The following is a 25,697-nucleotide window of genomic DNA, read 5'->3' as shown; positions in this document are numbered from 1 at the left end:
AACTTGTGAACGCCGCAAATGCGGATTCATTGCCGCATGCTGTCGAATCTCTCTCCATCGCAGGGCTCATGGATGCTTGGCGTTTTCACTTTGCTTGCGGTCAGTCTTCCAAAAGTCATTCTGGCCCAGGCAGAGACGGTGAAGCCCGCCATTCCCACCGTTGAGCCCGGTTTGGAGCAGGCGGTGAAATGGCCCTGGCAGGTGGAGCCTTCGGATGCTGCAGCCTTCGGGCTCCCCATCGATGCTCCGGCTGCAGTTGCCACAACCCAGCCTGGAGCGGTGCCGACGGCCCAACCGCTCAAGCCTGGAGCGACCACACCTGTCGAAGTCAAAGCCGCCCTCAAAGGTCCGCCTCCCGCCATGCTGGAGCATGTCGTGGTGAAAGGAGATTCCCTCACCAAAATCGCGCACGCCAACGGTGTCACTGTGGATCAGCTCAAGATCTTCAATGACATGAAAAACGACCGCATCGTCATCGGCCAGGTGGTGAAGGTGCCCGGCGAGAATGACATCAAGGCGATGATCGCGGCGGCTGCTCCTGCGAAGGAACCCGCCAGAGAGGAGGCTCCGAAGAAAGCCGCGGCCGCGCCGGAGAAAAAGAAGAAAGCGCTCTCTCCCGTCAAAGAAGAAGCTCCGGTGCTCATCGCCACCAAGCCCCATCGCCCTATCCCTCCGGCAGCCTGGGGCGCTTCTCAACTGGTGCTCATCCAGGCCTTTTTGGACCGCCAGGGCTTCACCATCGGCCCCATCGATGGCACCGCTGGCCCGGTCTATGACGCCGCCTACAAGGCCTTTGAAAAAGCCCATCCCGGCGAGCTTCACACACCCGAAGGCCAGCCTTCGCCTGCCATGAAGTCCATCGGCGGTCCCTACGTCGAATACACCCTCACCGCGGCCGACATGCGGTGGATCTCACCCCGCCCGGGCGCTCCCCCTTCCGGCAAAGGGAAAACCAAGACCATCGTCGAGCCGCCTCCCACTTTTGAAGAGCTCACTCACGAAAGTTTCATGGCCTACCACTCCGGCTGGGAGTTTGTCGCCGAGCGCTTCCATGCCGCCGAGTCCTTCCTGCGCCACATCAACCCCGGTCTCAAAAACCCCAATGTTCCCGGTGCGGTCTTCCTCGTTCCAAACGTCCTGCCTTTCGAAATCGAAAACGCTTTCACCGAGCCCCTGCAGCCCGCTGCCGATCCTGCCGCGCCCGTCACCGCCAGCATGCTCGGCGTCAGCCGGCTCATCATTCGTCGCGGAGATCAGATCATCGCCAGCATGCCCGTTTCCTCCGCCCGCCCGGGACTGCATGGGCGCAAGATCTGGAAGATCCTCGAAGTCATTCCACGTCCCCGCCTCTTGAGCATGGGCGATCCTGCTGCTCCCATGACCGTCCCCTACCGCCTGTCTGCTGGCCCCAACAATCCCACCGGCATCCTGTGGATCAATCTCGCCAAAAGCGGCGATCCCAAACCTCTGCCCTACGGCCTGCACGGCACCAGCATTCCCGGCACCATGACCAAACAGGAAAGCCTCGGCGGCTTCAGGCTCACCAACTGGGACATCGCCCGCGCCGCCCGCCTCCTGCCCGTGGGCACGGAGTTGAAGTGGGAATAAGGGGAGGCGTGTGCCATCGGGTGCCCACCACTTTTACTTTTCGCGTTCCCTCAATCTCCGCCTCCGAATCGCCAGCACATCCCGCGTCATGCGGATGGAGTCGCGGATCAGATGCACATGCCCGCCGGGTGTCTCATGCCATTCAATGGCCACCTCGTCAAAGTCGCAGCCGGTGTCATGCAGCGCGGCCAGCAGTTCCACATCAAAGGCAAAGCCGCGGATGACCAGCTTCTGCGCAATGCGCAGATACGCCGCGCGCGGCACCAGCTTCAGCCCGCACTGGCTGTCATGAACAGGAATGTGCAGCAAGGTGGACACGAGGGTGCCAAACACCCGCCCCATCAGCCGCCGCTTCCACTGCCGGTGCACCCGGGAGCTTGTCTGGTCCCAGCGGGAGGCAAACACCGCCCTCAGCGGTCTAGGTTCCTGCCGCGCCCGGCGGACGAGATACGCCACCTCGGCGGCGGAGCATGAGCCGTCCGCATCCACAAAGGCCAGCCAGTCCACCTCCGGTGCCTGGTCCCACCCGGCATACACCGCCCCGCCTTTCCCCTGGTTCTTCGGCAAAAACAGCGGCGCCTGGAGGTGCGCGTGCTGTTCGCATAGCGGAGCGATGAGGGCCGCCATGCGCGCGGCTTCAGCCGCATCCGAGCCGTCCTCCACCACGCGTATCGTCACTCCTCCCAGCTCATGCGTCACCTCGCACAGTTCCTTGAGGAACGGGCCGATGCGCCCGCTTTCCTGGTAGCAGGGAATCACGAGATGAACGGTGGCTGGAGGCATTAAAGGAGCAGGTCGCGGATGTTCGGCGGAATCCACTGGAGGTAAACGCATAAATCCATGGCCGCTGCGCATCTTTCGTATGCTCGCGGAGTTATGGCATTGCGCTGCGGGCGGGTTTTGTGTCTTTATCGCTGCCTCCGTCCGCCATGCGCTTTCTGCATCCTCTTTTCGTTCTGCTGCTGGTGCTGCTGCCGGCCTGCAGCTCGACGAACCGCATGCTCAAAGCGCAGCCCGCCGCTCTCTCTCCGTTTTTCGAGCAGCCCTGGCTGGCGCAGGATGCCCGCGCGCAGCTCGGCTTTCAAAAAATCTGGATCACGCCGGACCCCAGGGTGCTCGCCGCAGGAAAGGCGAAGCGAAAGCTTTTCATCGCTCCGGTCACCTTGCATTTTCTGCGTCCCCTCAGCCGGGGGCTCGCCTCCAGCGAGGTCGCCTGGGGCGGCGTGGAGCGCCGGGAGGCGGATGTTGCGGCGCGCCTGCGGGAGGAGTTTGTCGCCGCATTTCGCTCCTCGCCCGCACCGCTGTACCAGCTCGCAAACCGCCCGGGCAGGGACACGCTCACTTTGCAACTGGCCATCACCGAGCTCAATCCCACCAGCCCCAAAGGAAATGCCGTGGTGACCGTGCTGAAGATTGTGGCCACGCCCATGATGGGGTTCGCAGCCTACCTCACCAAGGGCAACATGGCCATCGAAGGCAAGGTGCTCGACTCCAGTTCCGGCCGCGCTTTCTTCCAGTTTGCGGACAACGAAAGTGACCAGCTCACCCTCATCAATCTGCGCGACTATCAGCCCTATGGCCACGCCATGAACACCATGCGTCACTGGGCCCGGCAGTTCGAGCAGGTGACGCGCAGCCCGCGCGGACTGAAGGTGAAGGATTCGAGCTCCATCACCCTGCGCCCCAACTGAGGCCTGGTCACCTCCTGCCGAACAGTCTGGCAAAAAAACCGCGCTTCGGCGCGGGCGGTGGCGGCGGGGCCACCGGCTTCGCTTTCGCCACAATGACCGGGCGCGGTTCTGCCGCAGGCCCTTCAATGACCACTGTCATCCCCTGTGTGATCTGCTTCACCAGGCGCACCACGTCCCAGTTCGCCGTGCGCATGCAGCCATGGCTGGAGGTGCGGCCGATGTTCTGCGGCGAGTTCGTGCCGTGAATGCCGATGCCGGGCCGGTTCAGCCCGATCCACATCACACCCACCGGATTGTTCGGCCCAATGGGCAGCTCGTAATAGTTTCCGCTGCGCACTCCGTACTCCAGCACGCTCTTGTCCCAGCGAAACGTCGGCATCTGCGTGATGCCCAGGATGCGCCAGGTGCCCGGCGGTGTGGCCAGGTGGCCGGTGCCGGGAGTGATGGGCACGCTCGCGATCAGTTTCTCCCCATCCCACACATCGAGCACTTTTTCACGGGTGTCGATCTTGATCACGCGGTTCAGAAATTCAGGCACCTCCGGCAGTTTCGGTATCTCTGTCAGCTCCTCGATGAGAAACGGCTGCACCGCCGGCACCTTCACCACATCCCCCGGCTTCAGCGCATCCATCTTCATCGGCTTGTTGATGAACTCCAGCAGCTCCGGCGCGCAGTGAAAACGCTCCGTCAGAAACTCCAGCAGCGAATCATAGGGCAGGTACTTCTTTTTGCTCTGCGCCGAAGGCTGCCGCGGCACCTCGCCCACAAACTTCAGGTCTTCCTCGCGGATCGTGTAGTTCGTGTACAGCTCCGGCACACTGGAAAGGTCCAGCGTGTTGTTTTCCACCTCCGTCTCGGGCAAACCGTGAGATTTTTCATAGCGCTTCAGGGCCTTGGTGGTGAACTCGCCTGGCCGGCCATCAATCTTTCCGGGGCCAAAGAGCTGGCCGTCGAGAAAGATTTGGAGCCGCAGAATGTCATCCACCGGCTCCGGCGCCTTCGGGAGCGGATCAGGAATCACCGCCTGCGCGGAGGCACAGGCGAGAAAGAGCAGGGGAAGAAAACGAACAGACGGAGGGTTCATGGGAAACAGAAATGCCATGCGGAAGATCCGAAGCTTGCGGTGGTTTCGGCCGCCACAAAAAGAATGGGGACGCCGATCCTGCAAGCGAAGAACCATGCGCGCAGGAAGAATGCCATGCCGGAGGCCGCGCTCTCGGGATGCGATGTTCCCGCGGCCCCTTTCACCCCCGCACCTGTCCGCTGCCATCCACCAGATACTTGTAGCTGCACAGCTCCGCCAGCCCCATCGGCCCGCGCGCATGCAGCTTGTCGGTGGAGATGCCGATCTCGGCGCCAAAGCCAAATTCGCCGCCGTCATTGAATCTCGTGCTCGCGTTGTGCAGCACCACCGCGCTGTCCACCTCATGCTGGAAACGCTCGGCCGCGGCACGGTCCTTGGTGATGATGCTGTCCGTATGGTGCGAGCCATACCGGTTGACGTGCGCGATGGCCTCGTCCAGCCCGCTGACGGTTTTCACGGCCAGGATGAGATCCAGGTACTCCGTGCTCCAGTCTTCCTCCGTGGCTGGTTGGGCTGCCACGCCCAGGTGCTGCCGCGCGGTCTCATCCGCATGGATTTCCACCTTCGCCTCCAGCAGGCGCTGGCCGATGAGCGGGTAGAATGTCGCCGCCAGATCCTCGTGCACCAGGATGGTTTCCAGCGCGTTGCACACACCCGGCTTCTGGCACTTGCTGTTGACGATGATGTCTGCCGCCATGTCCAGGTCCGCATCCGCATGCACATACACATGGCACACACCGTCGTAGTGTTTGATCACCGGCATGCGTGCGGTCGCCACCACCTTTTCGATCAGCCCCTTGCCGCCGCGTGGAATGATGAGGTCCAGGTATTGATCCATCTGCGCCATGTGCTCCACGCTGGCGCGGTCGGTGAAAGGGATGAGCTGAATGCTGTCAGGCGGCAGCCCGGCGCGTTCGCCTCCGGCCTGCAGCGCCGCAGCCAGCGCGCGGTTGCTGTCGATGGCCTCGCTGCCCCCGCGCAGGATCGTGGCATTGCCGGTCTTAAAACAAAGCGAAGCCGCATCCGTGGTCACATTCGGCCGTGACTCAAAAATAATGCCGATCACGCCGATGGGCACGCGCACCTTGCGGATGTGCAGGCCGTTCGGGCGCGTCCAGTCACTGAGCTTTTCACCCACGGGGTCAGGCAGCAGCGCCACTTCACGCACGGCGTCGGCCACGGCTTTCAGGCGTTTCGGGTCCAGCGTCAGGCGGTCGATCATCGCCTTGCTCAGCCCGTTTTTCTGCGCCCGCTCCAGGTCCAGCGCGTTCGCGGCGAGGATGGCTTCCTGCCGCGCCATGATCTCCCCGGCCATCGCCACCAGGATCGCATTTTTCTGTTCGGTGCTCAGTTTGACCAGGGCATACGAGGCGGCGCGGGCACGGCGGCCCATCTCCAGGATGGCGGATTTGATTTCGGAATCAGTCATTGAAAGGGTGAAAAAGGGAAGGGGGCCAAAGGCGGCCGCCCTGTGAAGTGTGTTATTTGGAAGGAACGGCTCCTCCGGGGATTTGGACGTCCTTGCCCTGCAGATGGCGGGCGTTGAAGGCGTACATGCGTTCCACCAGCGGCCCGCTCAGAAAGACGTGGCCGCCATCCGTGCCGGTCAGCAGGATGGAGGGGATATGCGCCGCCTTCAGCGCCGTATCAAACTCCGTGGCCTGCGCATAGGGCACGATGTTGTCCTTGTCTCCATGAATGATGAGAAAGGGCGCATCATCCTGCGTGAGGTAGCTCACGGGCGAGGCCTTGCGCGCCTCCTCCCGGCGGTCCTTCAGCGGTCCGCCGATGAGCTTGGCCAGCGGCCCCTGGGGATCATCAGGATCAATCACGCTGCCCTTGCCGCCGAAGGTCAGAAAATCAGACGGCCCGCAGAAGTCCAGCACGCAGGAGACCCGGCTGCTCTGCTCCAGGTGCCTGCCCAGCTCTCCTTCCAGCTCCTTCACTCCGCCGGTCACGCCCAGCATGCTCACCAGGTGCCCGCCTGCGGAGATGCCAAAGACGGCGATCTTGTCTGGATCGAGGTGATACTCCTCTGCATGCGCGCGCAGCCAGCGGATCGCGGCCTTGCAGTCGTGGATCTGCGCCGGCCACTGGGCCTGCTGGCTCAGCCGGTAGTTCAGGCTGGCCCCTGCATAGGGCGTGTTTCCCTTGATCAGCCCCACCAGCACATCAGCCTCGTCCTTGCTGCCCGCCTGCCAGCCGCCGCCATGGATGTAAACCACCAGCGGGTTCGGTTTCTCCCCCTTCTTTTCAGGCAGGTAAAGGTCCAGCATCTGGCGTGCATTCCCGGAGCCCACATAGTCCAGGTCCCTCAGGGCGCGGAACCCCGCCGGGGCAGGCGTTACCTTCTGGCACTGGGCCAGAAGGGGGAAGCTGAGGGCGAAAAGGAGCAGATAGCGCATGATTCCCGGCTCCTTAGACCGGGGAAATGGGCAAAACAAGGGCCGGAACGATCCCGTTCGGCAGGCTCGTTGCCACCTTGACGCATGCTTAACCAGAACTTACTATACCCGTCTGATGAGATTCCTTTCCCCAGTCCGCCTGCCGGTCCTCCTGGCATGTGCCGTTTCATTCTTCTCCCTGACGACTGAGTCCTCCGCCCTCTGGCCCTTTTCCGGCAAGAAGGACAAGGTCGTCCCGGCGAACAGCGAGCGTGAGTCGCAGGAACTCGCCGCCGCCGCCCTTCTGGCCCAGGCCCGCCAGGCCGAGAACGCCGGCAAGGTCAGCAAAGCCCAGACCCTTTACCAGACCATCGTGAAGCGCTACTCCTTCACCAAGAGCGCCGCCGAAGCCTCCTTCCAGAATGCCGTCATCGTCCGCCACAATGGCAAGATGGACGCGGCATTCGACGCGCTGCAGGCCTTCATCCAGTCCTACCGCGACAGCCCGCACTTCAGCGAGGCTATTGAAAAGCAGTTTGAGATCGCCGAGGAAGCCAAAGGCGGCAGAAAGCAGCGCGGCATCCTGCTCATCAGCATGAAGATGAACTCGTCTGACGTGATCAAGTTCTACGAGAAAATCATCAAGAACGCCCCCTTCGGCAAATACGCCCCTCTGGCCCAGTTCAGCATCGCGGAAATCCAGCAGGACCTGAAAGAGAAGGACAAGGCCATCGCCGCCTACCAGAAGGTCGTGGAAAACTACCCCAACACCTCGCAGGCGGCTGAAGCCCAGTTCCGCATCGGCTCCATCAGCAACATCGCCGCCCAGCGCAGCGAGGACGCCTCCAACCTCCTCGCCGCCCGTGACGCCCTCCGCACCTACATCGCCACCAATCCTACCGGAGATCGCAAGCAGGAGACCGAGATGATCCTCCATCAGGTCAATACGGCCGAGGCCAATCAATCCCTCACCGTGGCCAAGTTCTATCAGCGCGTAGGCAAGACCAAGGCCGCCGCCATCTATCTCAATGAGGCGCTCAAATTTGGCTCTCCTGAGGTTTCGGCAGAAGCGCGCACCATGCTCGCTCAGCTCGCCGCCACAGATCCTGATGGCGTGGCAGACGCCAAAAAAGGTCCGGGCCAGGACTACACCGCGCTCACTGCGGAGAATCTGAAGACGCGTGACGACTATGTCGGCCCGCTGGCCCCGGAGCTGGCCCGCCTCAGCCAGAAGCCGAAAATGCGTACAGGGGACGATGGTTTTGTGCCCATTCCTCTGACAGAGCCCACCCTGCCGCTGCGCCCTGGAGCCACCACTCCCGGTGCCGGCTCTCTGCTGCCACCAGTTCCCGAGACGGAAAAACCTGCTCTGCTGCCGGTGCCGCCGGCTCCCAATGCACCCATGGTTCCCCCGTCGCCAGGTGGGTCCAATGTACCTGTGCCACCCGTTCCGCCCGTGCCTTCGACCACGAAGCCCGCGTCATAAATTCTTGCGCGGGCATGTCAGCACGCCATGCTCGGCCGGGTCACTTCTCAAACTATTTGGATGAAATCGCTTTTTCTTCTGCTGGCGTCTGGCTGCCTTCTGCTCTCCGGTTGCGCGGGCTACACCCTGGGTGCCCACAAGCCCGTACACCTCCGCAACATCACCAAGATAGCGGTGCCCACCTTTGAAAATCTCACCCTGGAGCCTCGGCTGGCCGTACTGGTGACCAACGCCGTCATCAAGCAGCTCCAAAATCACGGCTCCTACCAGATCGTGTCCAAAAGCGAGGCCGAGGCCGTGTTGGAGGGAAAAATCTCCAACATCAACCGCACCCAGTTTCGCTCTGACCTGAACAACGTCCTGCGCAGCTCGCAGATTCTCGCGACTTTGGTCTGCCCCTTCACCGTCAAGGACACCGCCTCCGGCAAAGTGCTCCATTACGGCTACGCCACCGCTGATTCCTACATCATCCTCGATGCGAACCTGCAGCTCTCCGAAACTCAGCTCCTCGAAGACGCCGCTCAGCGTCTGGCCTTTGTTCTCGCGGATCAGGTTTCCGAAGGCTGGTAATCTTCTGCCCGCGCCATGTCCTCGGAGCCAGATCCAGCCGCGGAGCAGTCAGCCGGTCAGGAGGAGGAAGGTGAGTTGTTTGAGCCTGTGGCGCCCGCCGGCCGCTTGAATCCAGGCCTGCATCTGGTCGCCACTCCCATTGGCAACATGCGCGACATCACCCAGCGCGCGCTCGACACCCTCCGCGCCGCCGACCTCGTCGCCTGTGAGGACACACGCCATTCGGGCATGCTGCTGAAGTACCACGACATCCGTGCGCGCCTCATCAGCCTCAATGAGCACAATGAAGCCCAGCGCATTCCCCAGCTTCTGGAGCACATGCGCCAGGGCGGCAGTGTCGCCCTCATCTCAGACGCGGGCATGCCCACCGTGTCAGATCCCGGCCAGCGGCTTGCAGGGGCGGTCGTGGCCGCCGGTTTCCATGTGGAGGGCATCCCCGGGCCCAGTGCCGTTATCACCGCGCTGGCCGCCTCCGGCCTGCCCACCACGCCCTTTTATTTCGGTGGCTTTCTCCCCCACAAAAAAGGTGCCCGCACCACCGTCCTCACCGCCGCCCTCCAGCGCGATTGCACCAGCGTCTTCTTTGAAAGCCCTTACCGCCTGGTCGATACCCTCGAAATCCTCGCCACAGCCTCGCCTAAGCATAGGCTTGTAGTGGCAAGGGAATTGACCAAGAAATTTGAAGAAATCAAACGTGGTCCGGCAGACATCTTGCTACCTTATTACCGGACCAAAACGCCCAAGGGCGAAATCACCCTCCTCATTGCTCCGGTCGATCCTCCCAAGTGGTTGACTTGGTAGCTCCATCAAAAAAATTCAGCCCCTCTCCCATGGAAGCCCTCGCCAATTGCGCCGTCCTCAACACCACCGACAGCCTCAAACTTTCGATCACCAATCATCTCCGCTTCACCCTGGGTGCCTACATTGCCACGGCCAGTGAGAACGACTGGTACGTCGCCACCTCCCTCGCCGTGCGCGACCGCGTCATGGAGCGCGCCACCCAGTCTCGCCGTCAGCACCGCGCCCAGGGCGTGCGCCGCGTGCACTACCTCTCTCTGGAATACCTCATGGGCCGCCTGCTGGAAAACAACCTGCGCAATGCCGGCATCTATGACGCCACCAAGCAGGCCCTCTCTGAAATGGGCAAGGATCTCGATGCCCTCGTGCAAAAGGAGCCGGACATGGGGCTGGGCAACGGCGGTCTCGGCCGCCTCGCCGCCTGCTTCATGGACTCCCTCAGCACCCTGGACCTGCCCGCCATCGGCTACGGCATCCACTATGAGTTTGGCCTCTTTCGCCAGGAGTTTGTCAATGGCAGGCAGGTGGAGCATCCAGACGCCTGGATGCGCGATGGCAGCCCCTGGAAGATCGCCCGCCCCTCCTACCGCCAGACCGTCCATCTTTATGGCAAGGTCATTCAGAAGTTCGACGAATTTGGCCGCCCGCACCACGAGTGGGTGGACACCAAATGCCTTCTCGGTCTCCCCTGGGACATCCCGATCGTCGGCTATGACAGCAACACCGTGAACGTCCTCCGCCTCTGGCAGGCGCAGGCGGACGAAGACTTCAACTTCAAGGTCTTCAACGAAGGCAGCTACATCGAGGCCCTGCGTGAGAAGGCCATCGCCGAGACCGTCTCCAAAGTTCTCTATCCCAATGACGCCACCGAGAGCGGCAAGGAGCTCCGCCTCGTGCAGCAGTACTTCTTTGTCGCCTGTTCCCTCGCGGACATCGTGCGCCGCTTCAAAGGCGGCTACGACCTCCCCTGGAGCGAGTTCCCCTCCAAGGCCGCCGTCCAGCTCAACGACACCCATCCCGCCGTCGCCATTCCAGAGCTCATGCGCATCCTCGTGGATGAAGAGAAGCTCGAATGGAGCCAGGCCTGGGACATCTGCCAGAAGACCTTCTCCTATACCAACCACACCCTTCTTCCCGAGGCGCTGGAAACCTGGAATGCCGCCCTGTTTGAGCGCGTGCTCCCACGCCACCTGCAGATCATCTACGAAATCAACAGGCGCTTCCTGGATGGCGATGTCGAAGCCCGCTGGCCGGGGGACGGCGAGAAAAAACGCGCCCTCTCCCTCATCGAGGAGAGCGGTGGCAAAAAAGTCCGCATGGCCCACCTCTCCGTTCTGGGCAGCCACGCCACCAACGGTGTCGCCGCGCTTCACACCCGCCTGCTCTGCGAGCGCCTCTTCCCGGAGTTCTTCGAGCTCTATCCCGACCGCTTCCTCAATCTGACCAACGGAGTCACCTTCCGCCGCTGGCTCGACGTCTGCAATCCGGAGCTCTCCGCCCTCATCACCGAATCCATCGGCGCCGGATGGTTGAAAGACTCCACCAAGCTCATCGCCCTTGACCGCTTTGCCGACGACGCCTCGTTCAAGGAAAAATTCCAGGCCATCAAGCGCGGCCACAAAGTCCGCCTCGCCAAGATCATCCAGGACACCTGCGGTGTCAGCGTCAGCCCTGACGCCCTCTTTGACGTGCAGATCAAACGTCTGCACGAGTACAAGCGCCAGCATCTCAATCTCCTGCACATCGTCACGCTGTATCGCAAGATCATCGCCGACCCGAACTTCGACATGGCTCCCCGTGTCTTCATCTTCGGTGCCAAGGCTGCTCCCGGCTACTACCTCGCCAAGAACATCATCCACGCCATCAATGCCCTCGCCGCCAAGGTGAACCACGACCCCCGCGTGAATGGCAGGCTCAAGGTCATCTACATCCCGAACTACGGCGTCTCCCTCGCCGAGCGCATCATCCCCGCCGCTGATCTCTCCGAGCAGATCTCCACCGCCGGCAAGGAGGCCTCCGGCACCGGCAACATGAAGCTCGCCCTTAATGGCGCCCTCACCATCGGCACCCTCGACGGCGCCAATGTCGAAATCCTCGAGGAAGTCGGTCCGGAAAACATCTTCATCTTCGGCCTCACCGTCGAGGAAGTCACCGAGCTCTACGCCCGCGGCTACAACCCCTGGGACTTCTACCACGCCAGCGAAGACCTCCGCCTCAGCATTGACTGGCTCGCCTCCGACTACTTCACCGGCAATCAGGACGAGTTCAAACCCCTCCGCGACAGCCTCCTCTCCCATGGCGATCCCTTCCTCGTCATGGCCGACTACGACCGTTATGCCGCATGCCAGGCCGAGGTGGACAAAGCCTACCGCGACCAGAACCGCTGGCAGAAGATGGCCATCCACAACACCGCCCGCATGGGCAAATTCAGCAGCGACCGCACCATCCTCGAATACGCCAAAAACGTCTGGAACCTGCCGCAGATCGGCGTGTGAGGCGCTTGAGGGTGTAATCTCCCCTGGCGCTGCGGCGGAGCGAGCATCATCTCGCTCCGCTCAGAGTCACGCCCCCAGCATCGCCTCATGCACCGCCTGCGCCGCGCGTGCATACGCTCCGCCGCTCCCCAGCGTGGCCACCACGTCGGCCAGCTCCCGCTGCAGTTGCTCCCGCTTCGCGCCGTGGGTCAGCAGTTCCAGGGTCGCCTTCGCCAGCGTCTGCGCACTGAGCTGCCCCTGCACCAGTTCCTTCACCACTTCACGCTTTGCCAGGATGTTCACGATGCCCAGGTGCTTGATGCGCACCACCAGCCTGCCGATGACATAGGTGGGCCAGCTCACGTTGTAGATCAGCGTGTAGGGCAGGCCAAAGCACGCCGCCTCCAGCGTGGCGGTGCCTGAGGCCACCGCTCCCGCCTCGGCGCGCTGCATCAGATCATACACGGTGCCGGTTTCGATCCAGCGCTTCGCCTCCGGCATGCCGTGGTCGTCGGCCATCTGCCGCATGAATCCGGCCAGCGTTTCATTTGCGGCGGAAACTGCAAAGCGTGCCCCCGGCGCGGCTTCCTTGATGATCTTCGCCGCCTCCATCATCAGCGGAAACAACCGCCGCACCTCGTTCAGGCGGCTGCCGGGGAACCAGCCCACCAGGCCCGGCTCCCGCTTCCATTCACGCTTCAGCGTCACCACACGCTCCACCATGGGGTGCCCGCTGAATTCGGTGCGCAGCCCGCTCTTCTCATAAAACTCCTTCTCAAAAGGGAAGATGCAGATCATGAGATTGAGCACCTTCGCCATTGTCTTCACCCGGCCCTTCTTCCAGGCCCACACCTGCGGGCTGATGTAGTAGAGGATGCGCCCCTGGTAGCCTGCCGTGCGCAGCCCGCTGGCCAGCCGCAGGTTGAAGCCGGGGTAGTCCACCAGGATCACCGCCTCGGGTTTTTGATCCAGAATGGAGTCCAGCACCGCGTTCATCTTCTCTTTGAAGTAGCTGTACATTTTCAGCACTTCCCACAGTCCCACCACGCCGGCCGTCTCCACCCAGTCCTCGATCCCGTCTCCCGCGACTTCGCGCATCTTCGGCCCGCCCAGCCCCACCACCTTCATATCAGGCTCCAGCGCCTTCAGTTCACGCAGCAGCCCCGCGGCATGGGTGTCGCCGCTGACTTCGCCTGCGATGATGAAGATGCGGTTCATGAGCCTCCGAGCGCGGCGTTCTTTTCGATCTGATCCGTGATCTCCAGCGCGATGCGCACCGCCTCCGCGCCTTCCTGTCCGGTCACCACCGGGCGGCGTCCATGGCGCGCGCATTCCACAAAGGCGGCGATCTCAAGTTTCAACGGCTCGTCCTTCTCCACTTCCACCGCCTCCCGCACGATCTGCATGCCATCCTTGCGGTAAATCCACCCGCTCTGCTCCTGGTAGTCCAGGCTCAGATAACTCGAGCTCTGAAACACCCGGATCTTGCGCATCTTCTCCGGACTGATGCGGCTGGCCGTGATGTTCGCGATGCAGCCGTTGGCAAACTTCAGCCGCGCATTGGCGATGTCCTCGCGCTTCGTCAGCACGGGAATCCCCACCGCGTCCACCTGCACCAGCTCCGATTTCACCAGGTGCAGCACGATCTCGATGTCATGAATCATCAGGTCCAGCACCACGCCGATGTCGATGCTTCGGTTCGGGAAGGGGGAAAGGCGGTGCGCCTCGATGAAGCGCGGGTTGTCCATGCGCTGCTCCAGTTGCAGCAGCACCGGATTGAAGCGCTCGATGTGCCCCACCTGCAGGATCACGCTCTTGGACTTCGCCAGTTCGATCAGCGCCTGCGCCTCCGCGTAGGATTCACTGATCGGCTTTTCCACCATCACATGAATGCCCGCCTGCATCAGCGGCTCGGCCACCTTGCGGTGGAAGATCGTCGGCACCGCCACCGTGGCCGCGTCCACACGACCGGCGAAATCGGCCAGATCGCTTGCGGCCTGAGTGCCATACTGCGCGGCGAATTCAGCCGCGCGGGCAGGGTCCGCATCATACACCGCCGAAAAGGTGATCGCGCCTTCGCTCTTCGCGGCGATCTCCGCCATGATGCGTGCGTGATTTTTGCCAATGGCGCCGACTCCGGCGACTCCGATGCGGAAAGGGGAACTCATAGTGTGGGACAAGGAAAGAAAGCGCAGGATTAGAATTTGCCGGGGAACTTCATCCCAGGCGGCAGCTTGGGCATCTTGCCGCCGCCTCCGCCACCCCCGAACATTCCTCCGAGGCCTCCCATGCCGCCTCCGCCACCCCCCATCATGCCGCCCATCATCTGGGCCATCATGCCCTTGTTGCCCATGAGCTTCTTCATCATCTCAAACTGTTTGAGGAGCTGGTTCATCTCCATCACGGGCCGCCCGGCGCCGGCGCAGATGCGCTTGCGGCGCTGGCCGTTGATGATCTCGGGCCGCTGACGCTCTTTCGGCGTCATGGAGAGGATCAGCGCCTCCACATGCTTCATGCGTTTGTCGGCGTCAGGTCCCACCATTTCCTTCATTTTGCCCATGCCGGGCAGCATGCCGAGGATGCCGCCGATGGGGCCCAGCTTCTTCATCATGCGCATCTGCGCCAGCATGTCGGTGAAGTCGAACTTGTTCGACTGCATGCGGGCGGCCAGCTTCTCGGCCTCCTTCTCGTCGATCTCTTCTGCGGCTTTCTCCACCAGGCCCACCACGTCTCCCATGCCCAGAATGCGCTGCGCCATGCGGTCCGGGTGGAAAATCTCGAGCTGGTCGATCTTTTCGCCCACGCCGAGGAATTTCACCGCGCAGCCCGTCACCTGCCGCATGGAGAGCAGCGCACCGCCGCGGGCGTCGCCGTCCAGCTTCGTCATGATCAGGCCGGTGATGCCCACGGCCGCGTTGAATTTCTGCGCCACGCTCACGGCCTGCTGGCCCGTCGCCGCGTCTGCCACCAGCAGCACCTCGTTGGGTTCCACCACCGCGCGCACGCGCTTGAGCTCCGCCAGCAGTTCTTCATCCAGGTCCTGACGGCCGGCGGTGTCAAAGATCGCCACGCCATTGCCCTGCTCCTTGAGCCACACCAGCGCGGCTTTCGCAGCCTTCACCGGATCCGTTTCGCTTTCAGCAGGCGCAAACACGGGCACATTGAGCTGCTGCCCCAGCACCTGGAGCTGCTTCACCGCAGCCGGGCGGTACAAGTCCAGCGCCAGCAGCAGCGGGCGGCGGCCCTGCTTTTTCAGCCAGTTTGCCAGCTTGGCGGAGGTCGTCGTTTTGCCGGCCCCGTTGAGGCCCGTCATCAGAATGCGCTGTGGCGGGTCCACGTTCAGCGCTGTCGCGTCGCTTCCCAGCAGCTTGACCAGTTCATCGTGGAAGATTTTGACGATCTGCTGCCCCGGGGAAACCTTCAGCAGCACTTCCGCCCCGATCGACTGCTTGCTCACCGTCTCCACCAGGTCCTTGGCTACCTTGAAGTCCACATCCGCCTCCAGCAGCGCCATGCGGATTTCCTGCATCGCTTCGCTGACGTTGGATTCACTGATGCGCGACTGGCCGCGCAGCCTCTTAAAGGCGCTTTCTAGTTTTTCGGAGAGGGCGGAGAACATCGGAGAAAAAGGGGGAAGGGGGGCTTAGATAGTCGCCAGCAGTCCCCACATCGCAACCCCGAAGCTTATCGGATAACCCGAGAGGCAGGGCTTACGCATGAAGCGGTTAGCCACGGGAGGGAGTATTCTGTGACAGCCAGGCTTTTTGCCGATGTTCATCGGCAAGCCCTGGCGACATGCCGGAGGGATGTGATACCCCAAACAGTTGAAAACGGGTCTGAGAGGCCGGCGGTCAGTTGAGGGCGGTGGATGCTTGCGACGCAGAAGCGTGGCGGGACGCGTTGCAAACGCCCATTCTTCGCTAAAGCTACGAAGGACTAGCTGCTGGGACCCGGCGGCATGTGACGGAGCGCTGGGTTTGCTGCCCCGGGTTTGCGTGCGGGTGACCCAGGGCTTGCTCGTTCCTCGCGGCGCCCTGGGCTGGACTCCGTCGCCCCTTTGGGGCTGAAGCGAAGAGAATAGACCCGTATTTAACAATGCGTGGTATGACTTCCCACTTGGCGGACTGTTCGCGTATACCCAGGCGTTGAAATAGTTGAAACGGTTGAAGTTTCGGCGCTGCCCTTCGTCATCCATGATGGCATTTTGTACAGCGGAAGCATTCCAAGACGCCAAATTCTACTCCTCATACTCAGGCGCTCCATTCATGCGTAGGCCCTGCCCGAGAGGGGAAAACACGCGCCAGCGTCCCCGGAGTGCCGTGCGTCAGCGCCGCTTTCGAGCGTCCCCGCCCCTCATCCCGCCTTCTCACTGCGCAGGCAAATAAGCCGCCGCCAGATCAATCTTAAAATGCCAGCTCACCACCTCGGTGGGCTGGGAGGGTTCGCGTTGGAAGCTCAGGCTCACCGCGCAGTCCTCCTTGCGCAGCTTGTAGGGAAACTGGAAACGCACCACCATCGCCGCCGGGTCGTAGTTCGCCGGCACTGTTCCCAGACCGGCAATGCGCAGCTTGATGCTCTCCGGCACGATGGTGCCCAGTTTCTTCAAGTCCGCTTCAATAAGAGGGCGGCGTTCGGTGATCACCGCCTCCGGCTTCGGCTTGAGCTGGATCAGTTGCTCCCCCTTGTCGTTTTTGGCGTCGGCCACCAGAAACTTGTTGGAGCCCACATCTCCCCGCCCGCGGAAGCTCGTCGCCAGCTTGAAATTGATGTCGTTGTCCCCGTGCACGATGTAGCGCCCCAGCTTCCCGTTCGGCGTGTCCCAGGTCACTTTCTGCCCGTTCACGGTGACGAGAGACTCATACCCAATCTGCAGCCCCGTCTCCATGATGGAGTCGTCAAAGTTGCCGTAGGGGTACGCAAAGGACAGCACCTTCACATGCAGGTTTTCCTCCAGGAAATCGCGCGAGTCCTTCAGCTCGCTCACAATCCACTGCTGCACGTCCGCGTCGGTCTTCGCATTCTTGGGTTTCTTCTTGAGGCTTTCGTGCGAGACGCTGTGGCTCCCCACTTCGCATCCGTGCTGCATCATCTCCTTGATCTGATCCCAGCTCATCGAGCGTCCGGCCCCGCCCACGTACTTTTTGTACAAGTAGATCGTGAAGGGAAAGCCGAACTCCTTCAGCACCGGATACGCGTATGTGTACACGCCCTCCCATCCGTCATCCATCGTGATCACGATGGCCTCTTCGGGAATGTTCTTCTCCCCGCGCTTCCATGCCATCATGTCGCTCAGCGAGATGACCGGAATCTTGGAGTCCTTGATCGCCTGCATCTGCGTCCGGAACTTCGGCGCGGAAATCAGCATCGGGCTGCCTCCCCGGTCTTTGAAATCATGGTAGCCGAGGATGGAGACGACGGACGATTTGTTCAGCTCGAAGGCGGGCGCGGCCGGCATCTCCGGCCCCGGCGCGGCGGCTTCCTGCAGCGCGGTCTCCTGCAGCTTCTTTTCGATCGCCTGCTCCTCCGCGGTCAGCGCCGGTTCCTCGGGCTTGGGCGGTGGCGGTGGTTTCGGGGTCACACCGCTCTGCTCGGCCAGGCGGCGCAGTTTGGCCTCGATGCGCTTGCACGAGGGCAGCACCCCCAGGGCAAGGGCGGCAAAGATGAGCGGAAGAACGAAACGCATGGCACTAAGGATTGGAAACGGCGGGGCGCGGCCGGGTGATGAGCAGGCTTTTGACAATGAGATGCGGGCTGGCTTTCTCCCCCGCGCTCAGCCGCAATGTCTCGCCACGCAGGTCGTTGGTCAAGACAAGGCTGCCCAGCCGCAGAATGCGGAAGGTCTTGGTGTCCGCGGTCATCCGCTTCACTTCCAGCTCCTTTTCCAGCGTCTGCCCGTTGAACTCCACCCGCACAATCAGCGGGTCCGGAAGCTCCGGGCAGGCATAGTGCAGCAGCAGGTCATAGTTTCCTGCGGCGATGTATTCAATCCGCCAGCTTATTTCACCGATGGTCGCGGTCGTTGCATCCGCCGCCGCCTTGGGGGTGGACTCCTGCGCCAGCGCCGGAGACAGCGCGATCAGGGCCTGTTTCTGCTCGGCCGGCACCGGAGGCTGTGGCATGGGCGCCGGCATTGGCATCGCGCCTGACTGCGCCTGCTGTGTGGCGATGAGGTCCAGCGCCCCGCCCGCGCTGATGATCTGCTGGACGCGGCGGATCTCCGCGTCATACGCTGATTTGTCGGCGGTGGTGGCCGCCTGTCGTTGCAGCTCGGCCAGGTATTTACCCAGCAGCGGGATGTGCCGCGCGCTCAGCTCCTTCTGGTAGATGCTCTCCATCTGCTGCAGGCGGCTCCCCGCCGCCTGAGCCGGCCCGGGCACCACTGCAGCCCCGGCCGTCGGCGCAGCCGCCGGCGTTGACGCAGTTGCGGCCGGCGTCGTGGGCACCGCTTGCTGGGCTGCGGCATACCCCGTCATCAGCAGCAGGACTGCGGCGTATGTGGCTTCTCGCGTCATGGCGTCCTCCCTCCATTTGCCTCGGCTGAAAGGGCCCAGGCCCCGGGCGCGGGCCGCCGGTTTTTGGCGGCGCTTTCCAGTGCGCTCAGCGTGGCCAGGAAGGCCCGCTCCATCGCGCTGTGCTGCTTCTCCCTTGCGGGCGCCACCACCGCGGCCAGCCCGTGATTGATCAGAACATTCTGGTATAATCCCACATTGGGCAGAAACAGCAGCGCCGCCATCGTCCCGTCCTTGTCGCGGTCCGGGCGGATCAGCAGCCGCAGCGGCTTGTCGCGCAGATAGCTCGCTGTGAACTCCCGCGCGGTGCGCCCCACCGCCACCACGTCCTCCACCTCGATGTTGAAGTGCTCCGCAAAACGCTTCACCCGCGCGGCGTCATCTTCCTCCGGCGGCGCGCAGTCCACCCACAGCAGGCGCACGGTCAGCGTGCGGCCTTCGTGCACCACCTTGAAGTGGTCGCCGGAGAGCGGCTCTTCATCCGCCAGCCTGGCATCGCTGATGTCCTCAAAGCCGCTGAAGTCACCGCCCGCCGAGGCAATGGCGTTCATCCCGGTCTGCCCGTTCTTTTGATCGCCCAGCCGGTTCATCCGCCGGATCTCCGCATCCACCTGTCCCTGCAGCGCCGGCTTCGTCACTGCCAGGTCATGCAGCTCATCCACATACTTCGCCGCCGCCGCCTTTCTCGCGGTGTCGATGGACTCTTTCAAAGTGGCGCTCGCCTGCTGCATCGCCGTCGCGGAGCTCGTCGGCGCCGCTGCGGCGGGGCTCGGCGCTGCCGTTTCGGTCACCGGCACCAGCCGCAGGTTTCGCACGCGGATGATGTTGGCGGGGTACCCGCTCGTGGCGGCGAAGCGCAGCGTCACCGGGTTGCGGCTGAAAGTCAGCGGCCCCACCCGCACCGTCGTGAAGGTCGTTTCATCCGGGCTGCGCTTGATTTCAAACGTTCGGTGGTTCTCCGCGGCGACGCCCAGCAGCGTTACTTCATCAAATTCAAACAGCGCGCTCTGCTGCGGCTGAAACTTCGAGGAGGCATAGATGCTTCCCGCCACCGGCGCGTCGCTCATGTTCACTTCAAATTCCAGATGGTAGCTTCCCGGCATCAGCCGGAAGTTCACCCACTCCGCACCGCTGCCGTTGGAGCGCCAGTTCCCCAGCGTTTCGCCGGCTGCCTGCACGGAGCCCATCATCCGCGCCTGGGTCAGCGGCAGGGGGGTGGCCAGGCTGGACACCGTTCCGGCATACAGCGCCTGCAGTTGCTCCCGCCGCTGGCGGATGGCGCGTGCCTCTTCATAATCTCCGCCCGCGGCCACTTCCGTCTCCGCCTTGGCCAGCGCCCGTTCATACTGCTGCGTCAGCAGCTGGGACTCCGCCATCACCTGCCGCATGAAGGACGCGCGCGTGGCGGTGAGCGCCGGTGGCTCCGGCGCTGGCGTCTGAGCCTGTGTCTGCGCCTGCAGCGCCGCGCAGGCGTGCAGCGTGCAGATCAAAACCAGGGCTGGCAGCATGCTTTTCATCGGGAGGCTGGCACCAGTTCCACGCCCAGCAGTTGCATCAGATTATCCGTCACCAGCGCCTGCACGGAGAGCGTCAGCGTGCCTGCGCCGTCGCTGATCTTCAGCGTGCCCGCGCTGCGCTCCTGCGGGCCCTTGAGCGTCGTTTCGATGTTCGTCGTCAGTGTGAAGCGCGCTTCTTTGATCAGCAGCTTCCCGCCCTCCGCCGTTCCGCAGCGGTAGCGCAGCATCACTTCATACCCGCCGGGTGGCAGGCCCGGCAGTTTCCACACGGCGGACGCGCCCACCTTCGACCATCCCGTGATCGCGCCGCCCTCGTGCCGCAGATCGCTTAAAGCAGCGGCCTCCAGCGGAAGCTTGATCCGGTCCGGCAGCAGCGCGGTTTTCAGCGCCTGCTCGCGGGTTTGCAGCAGCAGCAGCTCCTTGTCCAGCCGCGCCAGTTCATTTTGCAGACGTTTGCGCTCATCCCTTGCAGTGATCGCGTCATCGTAGTCCCGTTCCGCGGCAAACTGCTTTTCCAGCGTCGCCAGCGTCGTGATCTGCTCCTTCACCGGCTTCAGGCTCGCCTCGATCAGGTCGCGCTCATACCCCAGTCGCAGCAGGGCGATCTCCGGGCTCGCTCCTGGGTCATCCGTGCGCTTCTCCGCCTTCGGGGCCGACATGGCAAGCCCCGCGCTGACGAGTGCGCATGCGAAAACAAAACCGGGTTTCAAATGGAGGACGGGAGGGGGTGGAACAAGCAGCCTCATGCTAGCCTGAGCCCGCGGTGAAACAAGCCCGAACTCACGGGGCAGGGCTAGGCATTTCGCTCACTCCCCGCCTCCTGGCACACGCCACCGGCCTGCTGCCCCCTTTTCCAGAAATGGATCCCGGCGGCCGGATGGCTCTCATCAAACCACCGCCACCAAGGCTCTGATTTTATCTCATCAGCAGGCCGGTCCATTTTGGATGGCGCACGGCTCGGTGCATCGCAGCATTTAGGCCTGCATCCTATTTCAAATGGGCGCGGGGAAATTCGCTTTTCCTCACTGGCTGAATCTTCATTCAAGACGTAACAAAAAATGAAAAGCATTCGAATTTGATGGGTATCTTTTTTGTGGCACTTTTCGTTCCCCCAAAACTCAATGCAGAATACTGAAGCATCGTACCCTCCCTCTTCTCCTTCATCGTTCACAAAGGCCCTGTCGCGCGTCGCCATCCTGTTCACAGGAATCATCATGGGCGCCCTCTTGATGAAAGGGTACGAGTACAAGGAGGAGGCCGGCAGCGTTTCTCACACCCTCCTCGGCCAGCAGTTGAGCTCCGGCCCTTGGGGCGAAGTTTATTTCACTCCTTTCACCATCTCCGCTCCTGAGGAGCTGCTCCCTCTGCGCAAGCTGGAGGAAGGCGGCACGCGCTGGGTCTTCCCGCGTGCCCACTACAGCGACGTTCAGCGCCTTCTCGAGTCCACTGGCATGCCGGCCTCTCTGGTGGCGGAACTGATGGAACCCGGCGTGCTGGCGCAAAACGAACGGGGCATGGAGATGCTGCCAGCGGCCAAGACCCTCCTCGCTCTGCCTGCCGGTCCGCGCAAAAAGCTCTATCAGGCCGTGTTGCAGCATCCTGAAAATCGCGGCCAGATCAGCTTCATCCACAAGGACACTCTCGCGGACCGCTTTGGCGGCTCGAACAACGGCGAGCACACCCTCATGCTCTTCAAGCAGCTCTGCTGCGAGCACGGGGACTACCTTGTCTTCAGCGGCCTCTCCGTGGTGCTCTCCCAGCTTCCCACCTATGAGGAAAAGCGCGATTTCATGCGCGGCCTCACCTGCCAGCGCACGCTCACCATGCGCCTCCGCATCAAGCAGGGCATGGACATCAGCGCCCTCGCAAACTACTGGGGCAAAGGCATCAAGGGCACCGATGTCCGCACCATCTTTGAATCCATCGCCGAGGCTCCCGGTGGCGGCACGCTCGGCATTGCCACCATGCTCCCGCCGCTGCCCTCCTCCCAGTTGTTTGTCTATCCCACGCCGGACAATCCTTTGAACGGCCCCGCTCCCGTGCGCGACTGCCACTGGACGTCATTCAATTTCTTCCAGGATTCTCCCGAGCAGCAGCTCAGCGATCCCGCCTACTTCACCCAGAAGCTCAAGGAGGACTACACCCCTGCTGCGGGAGATCCACGCTATGGTGACATCGCTTTCTTCAGCACGCCCTCCGGCGGCATCGTCCACTCCGCCGTGTATCTGGCGGATGACATCTTCTACACCAAGAATGGCGCCACCTTCACCTACCCCTGGATGCTCGAAACCCTCTCTGATCTTCTCAAGCAGTACTCCTTCCAGGTCGAGCCGGGCGAAAAACTGGTGGTCAGTTACTACCGCCACAAAAATCTCTAGGCATGTCCTCCTTTGACTCCCTGCGCACCCTTCTCCGGCGCCGGCTGGATCTCATCGCCGACCACGCCTTTCGTGACCGTGATGCCGCCGCGCACCTTGAAGCTCTGAAGCAGGTCTCGGAGGAGCTCACCATCGAGCACGTCAGGCTGCGCGCCCAGCTTCCGCCGCGTCTCAATCATTTCCTCACCCAGGCCAGTTTTTCCAAGGCCCTGGAATATCTCGATAGCTCGGAGGGCTGAGCGCGTTGAATGCGGTTCAACCATGAACCGCTTCCTTGTCCTCACCACTCTCCTGTGCCTCGCCTTTGCCGCCGCCTCCCGCGCGGGTGACAAGCCCAACATCATCTTCGTCCTCTGCGATGACCTCGGCTACGGCGACGTGAAATGCCTCAATCCCGAAGGCAAGATCGCCACCCCAGGCTTTGATCGCCTCGCCAGAGAGGGCATGATCTTCACCGACGCCCACTCCGGCTCCAGCGTCTGCACCCCCACGCGCTATGGCGTGATCACGGGCCGCTACGCCTGGCGCTCCAAGCTGCAAAGCGGCGTGCTCGGCGGCCTCAGCCCCCGCCTCATCGAGCAGGGCCGCCTCACCGTCGCCGGCATGCTCAAGGCCCAGGGCTACTCCACCCACTGCGTCGGCAAATGGCACATGGGCATGGACTGGGTGCGCACCGGCCCCACGGAGGACTTGAACATCGAAAAGCCCGACCAGGTGAAAAACGTGGACTACTCCAAGCCCATCACCAACGGCCCCACCACCGTCGGCTTTGACACCTACTACGGCATCAGCGCCTCGCTCGACATGGTGCCCTACTGCTTCATCGAAAACGACCACGTCGTCGCCAATCCCACCGAGACCATGAAGCTCGTCATGAACAAAGGCGGCGCCGTCAGCTACACCCGCGAAGGCCCCGGCTCCCCCGGCTTCCGTGGCGAGGATGTGCTGCCCACCTTCACCCGCGAGGCAAAAAAAATCATCGAGGCAAAGGCCAGACAAGGTTCTCCCTTCTTCCTCTACCTCCCGCTGAACTCTCCCCACACCCCCATCCTCCCCAGCGAAAAATGGCAGGGTAAAAGCGGCATCAGCCTCTATGCCGACTTTGTCATGGAGACAGACGACGCCATCGGCCAGATCATGAAAGCCACCGAGGACGCCGGCATCGCCAAGGACACCCTCATCATCGTCACCAGCGACAACGGCTGCTCCCCCAGCGCAGACTATCCCAAGCTGCTGGCCGCAGGGCATAACCCCAGCTACAACATGCGCGGCCACAAGGCCGACATCTTTGACGGCGGCCACCGCGTGCCCTTCATCGTCCGCTGGCCTGCGAAAGTGAAAGGCGGCCAGACCTCCTCCCAGCTCGTCTGCCTCACCGACTTCATGGCCACCGCTGCGGATGCCCTTGGTGTGAAGCTGCCCGAAACCGCCGCGGAGGACAGCTTCAGCTTCCTGCCTGCCCTGCTGGGTGAATCCGGCAAGCCCGTGCGCCAGAGCGTCATCCATCATTCCATCAATGGCTCCTTTGCCCTCCGCGAAGGGGACTGGAAGCTCGAGCTCTGCGCCGGTTCCGGCGGCTGGAGCGATCCCCGCCCCGGCAGCCCCGGCGAAAAGGGCCTGCCCGACACCCAGCTCTACAATCTGAAAACCGACATCGCCGAGAAGAACAATGTGCAGAAGGAAAACCCCGAAATCGTCACCAAGATGACCGCCGAGCTCGACCAAATCGTCACCAGCGGTCGCAGCACCCCCGGCGCACCGCAAAAGAACGCCGTCGAAGTTGTCCTCCGCAAACCCACCCCCGCCGCAAAGCCAAACGCGAAAGGGAAGGGGAAAGGGAAGAAGCAGGAGTGATGGACAGGATGCCGGGTCTCCTGACCCCGGACCACCACCGTCACACCCGGCGTCTCATTCATACCCAGCGCGGAGTGGTCCGCACTCTCCGAGTGCGGCTCGCGCGGAGGTGGAGAACGTTTTCCCAGAGGTTACACTTGGTTCGTCGCTCGGTCTGTGGTGATCGCCGTCCTTTTCGCCCCGCCTGAAATCACGCAACTTTGTTCGTGCGTTCCCAGTCCTTCCCGCTAACCTCGCGGCCTCGATTCCCAAACCAAGCAATCACCATGAGCTACTCCCTACCCAAACTTCACAATGCAATGTGGCCCGGACTCGTCGGCAAAGGCGATGGCGAAGGCCAGGAACCAGCGATCAGCCTGGAAAAGATGCTCGACCTCACCGCCGCCGCCAATGTGAACGGCCAGAAGTTTGAGGGCATCGACTACTTCCTCTTCCTCCCTCACACCAATCCCGAGGCCAGCGACGACGAGATCAAAAAAATCGCCGACCTCATCGCCGGCAAGGGCTTCAATGTCGGCTCCCTCGTGGCTCCCGTGTGGCCCGGCACCGTCGGTGACTCCGCCATGGGCGACGACGCCCAGCAGGAAAAATTCCTCAGCGCCGTGAAGATGGCCTGCCGCATCGCCAAGATCTTCAACAACCACGGCGTGCGCAAATACGGCGTCATCCGCATCGACTCCGCCGAATTCGGCATCGCCAAATGGCGCGAGAATCCGAAGGCAAACACCGCCCGCATCGTGGACACCTTCAAGAAGGCCGCCCAGATCGCCGCGGACAATGGCGAACGCCTCGCCGCCGAAGGCGAAATCTGCTGGGCCGGCATGCACTCCTGGAAGGACATGCTCGATGTCCTCGAAGGCGTCGGCATGCCCAATGCCCTCGGCTTCCAGGCCGACCTCGCCCACACCTACCTCTACACCCTCGGCTACAACGCTCCTGAGCACGCCCTCATCAAAGAAGGCTACAGCGATGCCGAGTTCTGGGCCGCCTATGAGAAGATGACCGATGCCCTCCGCCCCTGGACCATCGACTTCCACGTCGCGCAGAACGACGGTACCGTCCACGGCGCCGGCTCCCACGACAAGACCGGCAAGCACTGCCGTGCTGACGATCCGAACGGCAAGCTCGACATCACCAAAGCCTCCGGCTACTGGCTCAAAGACGCCGCCGCCCGCGGCATCCAGCACATCTGCTGGGATGGCTGCATGTTCCCGAACGCCGTGCTCGAAACGCCGGACACCTGGAACAAGATCCTCGCCGCCATGATCAAAGTCCGCGACGCCCACGGCTGGTAATAATCAGTCCGCCAGCTTCATTCCATCACGCCGTAGGGTTTTCCCTGCG

The 25,697-nt window shown here is 62.5% G+C and carries 22 protein-coding genes; 10 read left to right on the top strand and 12 right to left on the bottom strand.

All coding sequences use genetic code 11. From position 1 onward, the window contains the following. The first annotated feature begins 36 nt into the window (after positions 1-36). On the top strand, positions 37-1,608 hold the full coding sequence (locus ACILSQ_RS05460; protein ID WP_395742575.1) for a LysM peptidoglycan-binding domain-containing protein: 1,572 nt from the start codon (positions 37-39) through the stop codon (positions 1,606-1,608). 33 nt (positions 1,609-1,641) lie between these two features. Here the strand turns inward: ACILSQ_RS05460 and ACILSQ_RS05455 are convergent, their stop codons facing one another. Then, positions 1,642-2,391 carry a glycosyltransferase gene (locus tag ACILSQ_RS05455; RefSeq protein WP_395742574.1) on the bottom strand — a complete coding sequence of 250 codons (750 nt, stop codon included), beginning with the start codon at positions 2,389-2,391 and terminating at the stop codon, positions 1,642-1,644. Positions 2,392-2,537: 146 nt separating this feature from the next. On the opposite strand from ACILSQ_RS05455, the gene ACILSQ_RS05450 reads away from it, so the two are divergent. Then, positions 2,538-3,299, top strand: a complete 762-nt coding sequence (locus tag ACILSQ_RS05450) for a DUF3313 family protein (RefSeq protein WP_395742573.1) — start codon at positions 2,538-2,540, stop codon at positions 3,297-3,299. 7 nt (positions 3,300-3,306) lie between these two features. Here the strand turns inward: ACILSQ_RS05450 and ACILSQ_RS05445 are convergent, their stop codons facing one another. From ACILSQ_RS05445 to ACILSQ_RS05435, 3 genes are all read right to left on the bottom strand, one after another. Continuing rightward, positions 3,307-4,383, bottom strand: a complete 1,077-nt coding sequence (locus ACILSQ_RS05445) for a L,D-transpeptidase (protein ID WP_395742572.1) — start codon at positions 4,381-4,383, stop codon at positions 3,307-3,309. 160 nt (positions 4,384-4,543) lie between these two features. Continuing rightward, positions 4,544-5,812 carry a glutamate-5-semialdehyde dehydrogenase gene (locus ACILSQ_RS05440; protein ID WP_395742571.1) on the bottom strand — a complete coding sequence of 423 codons (1,269 nt, stop codon included), beginning with the start codon at positions 5,810-5,812 and terminating at the stop codon, positions 4,544-4,546. Between the two features lie 52 nt (positions 5,813-5,864). Beyond that, positions 5,865-6,788: an alpha/beta hydrolase fold domain-containing protein gene (locus ACILSQ_RS05435; protein ID WP_395742570.1), complete on the bottom strand. Its 924-nt coding sequence runs from the start codon at positions 6,786-6,788 to the stop codon at positions 5,865-5,867. A 115-nt stretch (positions 6,789-6,903) separates the two neighbouring features. On the opposite strand from ACILSQ_RS05435, the gene ACILSQ_RS05430 reads away from it, so the two are divergent. From ACILSQ_RS05430 to ACILSQ_RS05415, 4 genes are read left to right on the top strand one after another with little or no spacing between them, the layout of a single operon-like run. Then, on the top strand, positions 6,904-8,253 hold the full coding sequence (locus tag ACILSQ_RS05430; RefSeq protein ID WP_395742569.1) for a tetratricopeptide repeat protein: 1,350 nt from the start codon (positions 6,904-6,906) through the stop codon (positions 8,251-8,253). A 60-nt stretch (positions 8,254-8,313) separates the two neighbouring features. Continuing rightward, entirely contained in the window at positions 8,314-8,823 is a 510-nt protein-coding gene (gene lptE, locus ACILSQ_RS05425; protein ID WP_395742568.1) for an LPS assembly lipoprotein LptE, read from the top strand. A gap of 15 nt (positions 8,824-8,838) precedes the next feature. After that, complete coding sequence (gene rsmI, locus ACILSQ_RS05420) at positions 8,839-9,624, top strand: 16S rRNA (cytidine(1402)-2'-O)-methyltransferase (protein ID WP_395742567.1); 786 nt, start codon at positions 8,839-8,841, stop codon at positions 9,622-9,624. A 29-nt stretch (positions 9,625-9,653) separates the two neighbouring features. After that, positions 9,654-12,116, top strand: coding sequence for a glycogen/starch/alpha-glucan phosphorylase (locus ACILSQ_RS05415; protein ID WP_395742566.1), 2,463 nt, complete (start codon positions 9,654-9,656; stop codon positions 12,114-12,116). Positions 12,117-12,182: 66 nt separating this feature from the next. Here the strand turns inward: ACILSQ_RS05415 and lpxB are convergent, their stop codons facing one another. The 8 genes from lpxB to ACILSQ_RS05375 form a co-directional block, all read right to left on the bottom strand. Beyond that, positions 12,183-13,313: a lipid-A-disaccharide synthase gene (gene lpxB / locus ACILSQ_RS05410; RefSeq protein WP_395742565.1), complete on the bottom strand. Its 1,131-nt coding sequence runs from the start codon at positions 13,311-13,313 to the stop codon at positions 12,183-12,185. Then, entirely contained in the window at positions 13,310-14,263 is a 954-nt protein-coding gene (locus ACILSQ_RS05405; protein WP_395742564.1) for a Gfo/Idh/MocA family oxidoreductase, read from the bottom strand. The genes lpxB and ACILSQ_RS05405 overlap by 4 nt, the downstream gene beginning before the upstream one ends. A 29-nt stretch (positions 14,264-14,292) precedes the next feature. Further along, positions 14,293-15,714 carry a signal recognition particle protein gene (gene ffh / locus ACILSQ_RS05400; RefSeq protein WP_395742563.1) on the bottom strand — a complete coding sequence of 474 codons (1,422 nt, stop codon included), beginning with the start codon at positions 15,712-15,714 and terminating at the stop codon, positions 14,293-14,295. A 747-nt stretch (positions 15,715-16,461) separates the two neighbouring features. After that, positions 16,462-17,778, bottom strand: coding sequence for a polysaccharide deacetylase family protein (locus ACILSQ_RS05395; RefSeq protein ID WP_395742562.1), 1,317 nt, complete (start codon positions 17,776-17,778; stop codon positions 16,462-16,464). 4 nt (positions 17,779-17,782) lie between these two features. Beyond that, a complete protein-coding gene (locus tag ACILSQ_RS05390; RefSeq protein ID WP_395742561.1) occupies positions 17,783-18,607 on the bottom strand; it encodes a hypothetical protein in 825 nt (274 codons plus the stop codon). Then, positions 18,604-20,112 (bottom strand): thermonuclease family protein, encoded by a 1,509-nt coding sequence (locus tag ACILSQ_RS05385; protein WP_395742560.1) that lies wholly within the window; start codon positions 20,110-20,112, stop codon positions 18,604-18,606. The genes ACILSQ_RS05390 and ACILSQ_RS05385 overlap by 4 nt, the downstream gene beginning before the upstream one ends. A 5-nt stretch (positions 20,113-20,117) precedes the next feature. Continuing rightward, entirely contained in the window at positions 20,118-20,780 is a 663-nt protein-coding gene (locus ACILSQ_RS05380) for a hypothetical protein (RefSeq protein WP_395742559.1), read from the bottom strand. Between the two features lie 134 nt (positions 20,781-20,914). Then, the gene (locus ACILSQ_RS05375; protein ID WP_395742558.1) at positions 20,915-21,337 is read right to left on the bottom strand and encodes a hypothetical protein; all 423 of its coding nucleotides are present in this window, start codon (positions 21,335-21,337) and stop codon (positions 20,915-20,917) included. On the opposite strand from ACILSQ_RS05375, the gene ACILSQ_RS05370 reads away from it, so the two are divergent. The 4 genes from ACILSQ_RS05370 to ACILSQ_RS05355 all read left to right on the top strand — a co-directional run bounded on the left by ACILSQ_RS05370 (position 21,336) and on the right by ACILSQ_RS05355 (position 25,648). After that, positions 21,336-22,499, top strand: a complete 1,164-nt coding sequence (locus tag ACILSQ_RS05370; RefSeq protein WP_395742557.1) for a hypothetical protein — start codon at positions 21,336-21,338, stop codon at positions 22,497-22,499. The two genes, ACILSQ_RS05375 and ACILSQ_RS05370, sit on opposite strands and share 2 nt — an antisense overlap. 2 nt (positions 22,500-22,501) lie before the next feature. Further along, positions 22,502-22,738 (top strand): hypothetical protein, encoded by a 237-nt coding sequence (locus tag ACILSQ_RS05365; protein WP_395742556.1) that lies wholly within the window; start codon positions 22,502-22,504, stop codon positions 22,736-22,738. Positions 22,739-22,760: 22 nt separating this feature from the next. Next, positions 22,761-24,353 carry an arylsulfatase gene (locus ACILSQ_RS05360; RefSeq protein WP_395742555.1) on the top strand — a complete coding sequence of 531 codons (1,593 nt, stop codon included), beginning with the start codon at positions 22,761-22,763 and terminating at the stop codon, positions 24,351-24,353. Positions 24,354-24,619: 266 nt separating this feature from the next. Continuing rightward, positions 24,620-25,648 (top strand): sugar phosphate isomerase/epimerase family protein, encoded by a 1,029-nt coding sequence (locus ACILSQ_RS05355; protein WP_395742554.1) that lies wholly within the window; start codon positions 24,620-24,622, stop codon positions 25,646-25,648. The last annotated feature ends 49 nt before the right edge of the window (positions 25,649-25,697 follow it).

It is taken from the genome of Prosthecobacter sp., assembly GCF_044227185.1.
GTDB lineage: Bacteria > Verrucomicrobiota > Verrucomicrobiia > Verrucomicrobiales > Verrucomicrobiaceae > Prosthecobacter.
This window is presented reverse-complemented; position numbering and strand designations above follow the sequence as displayed.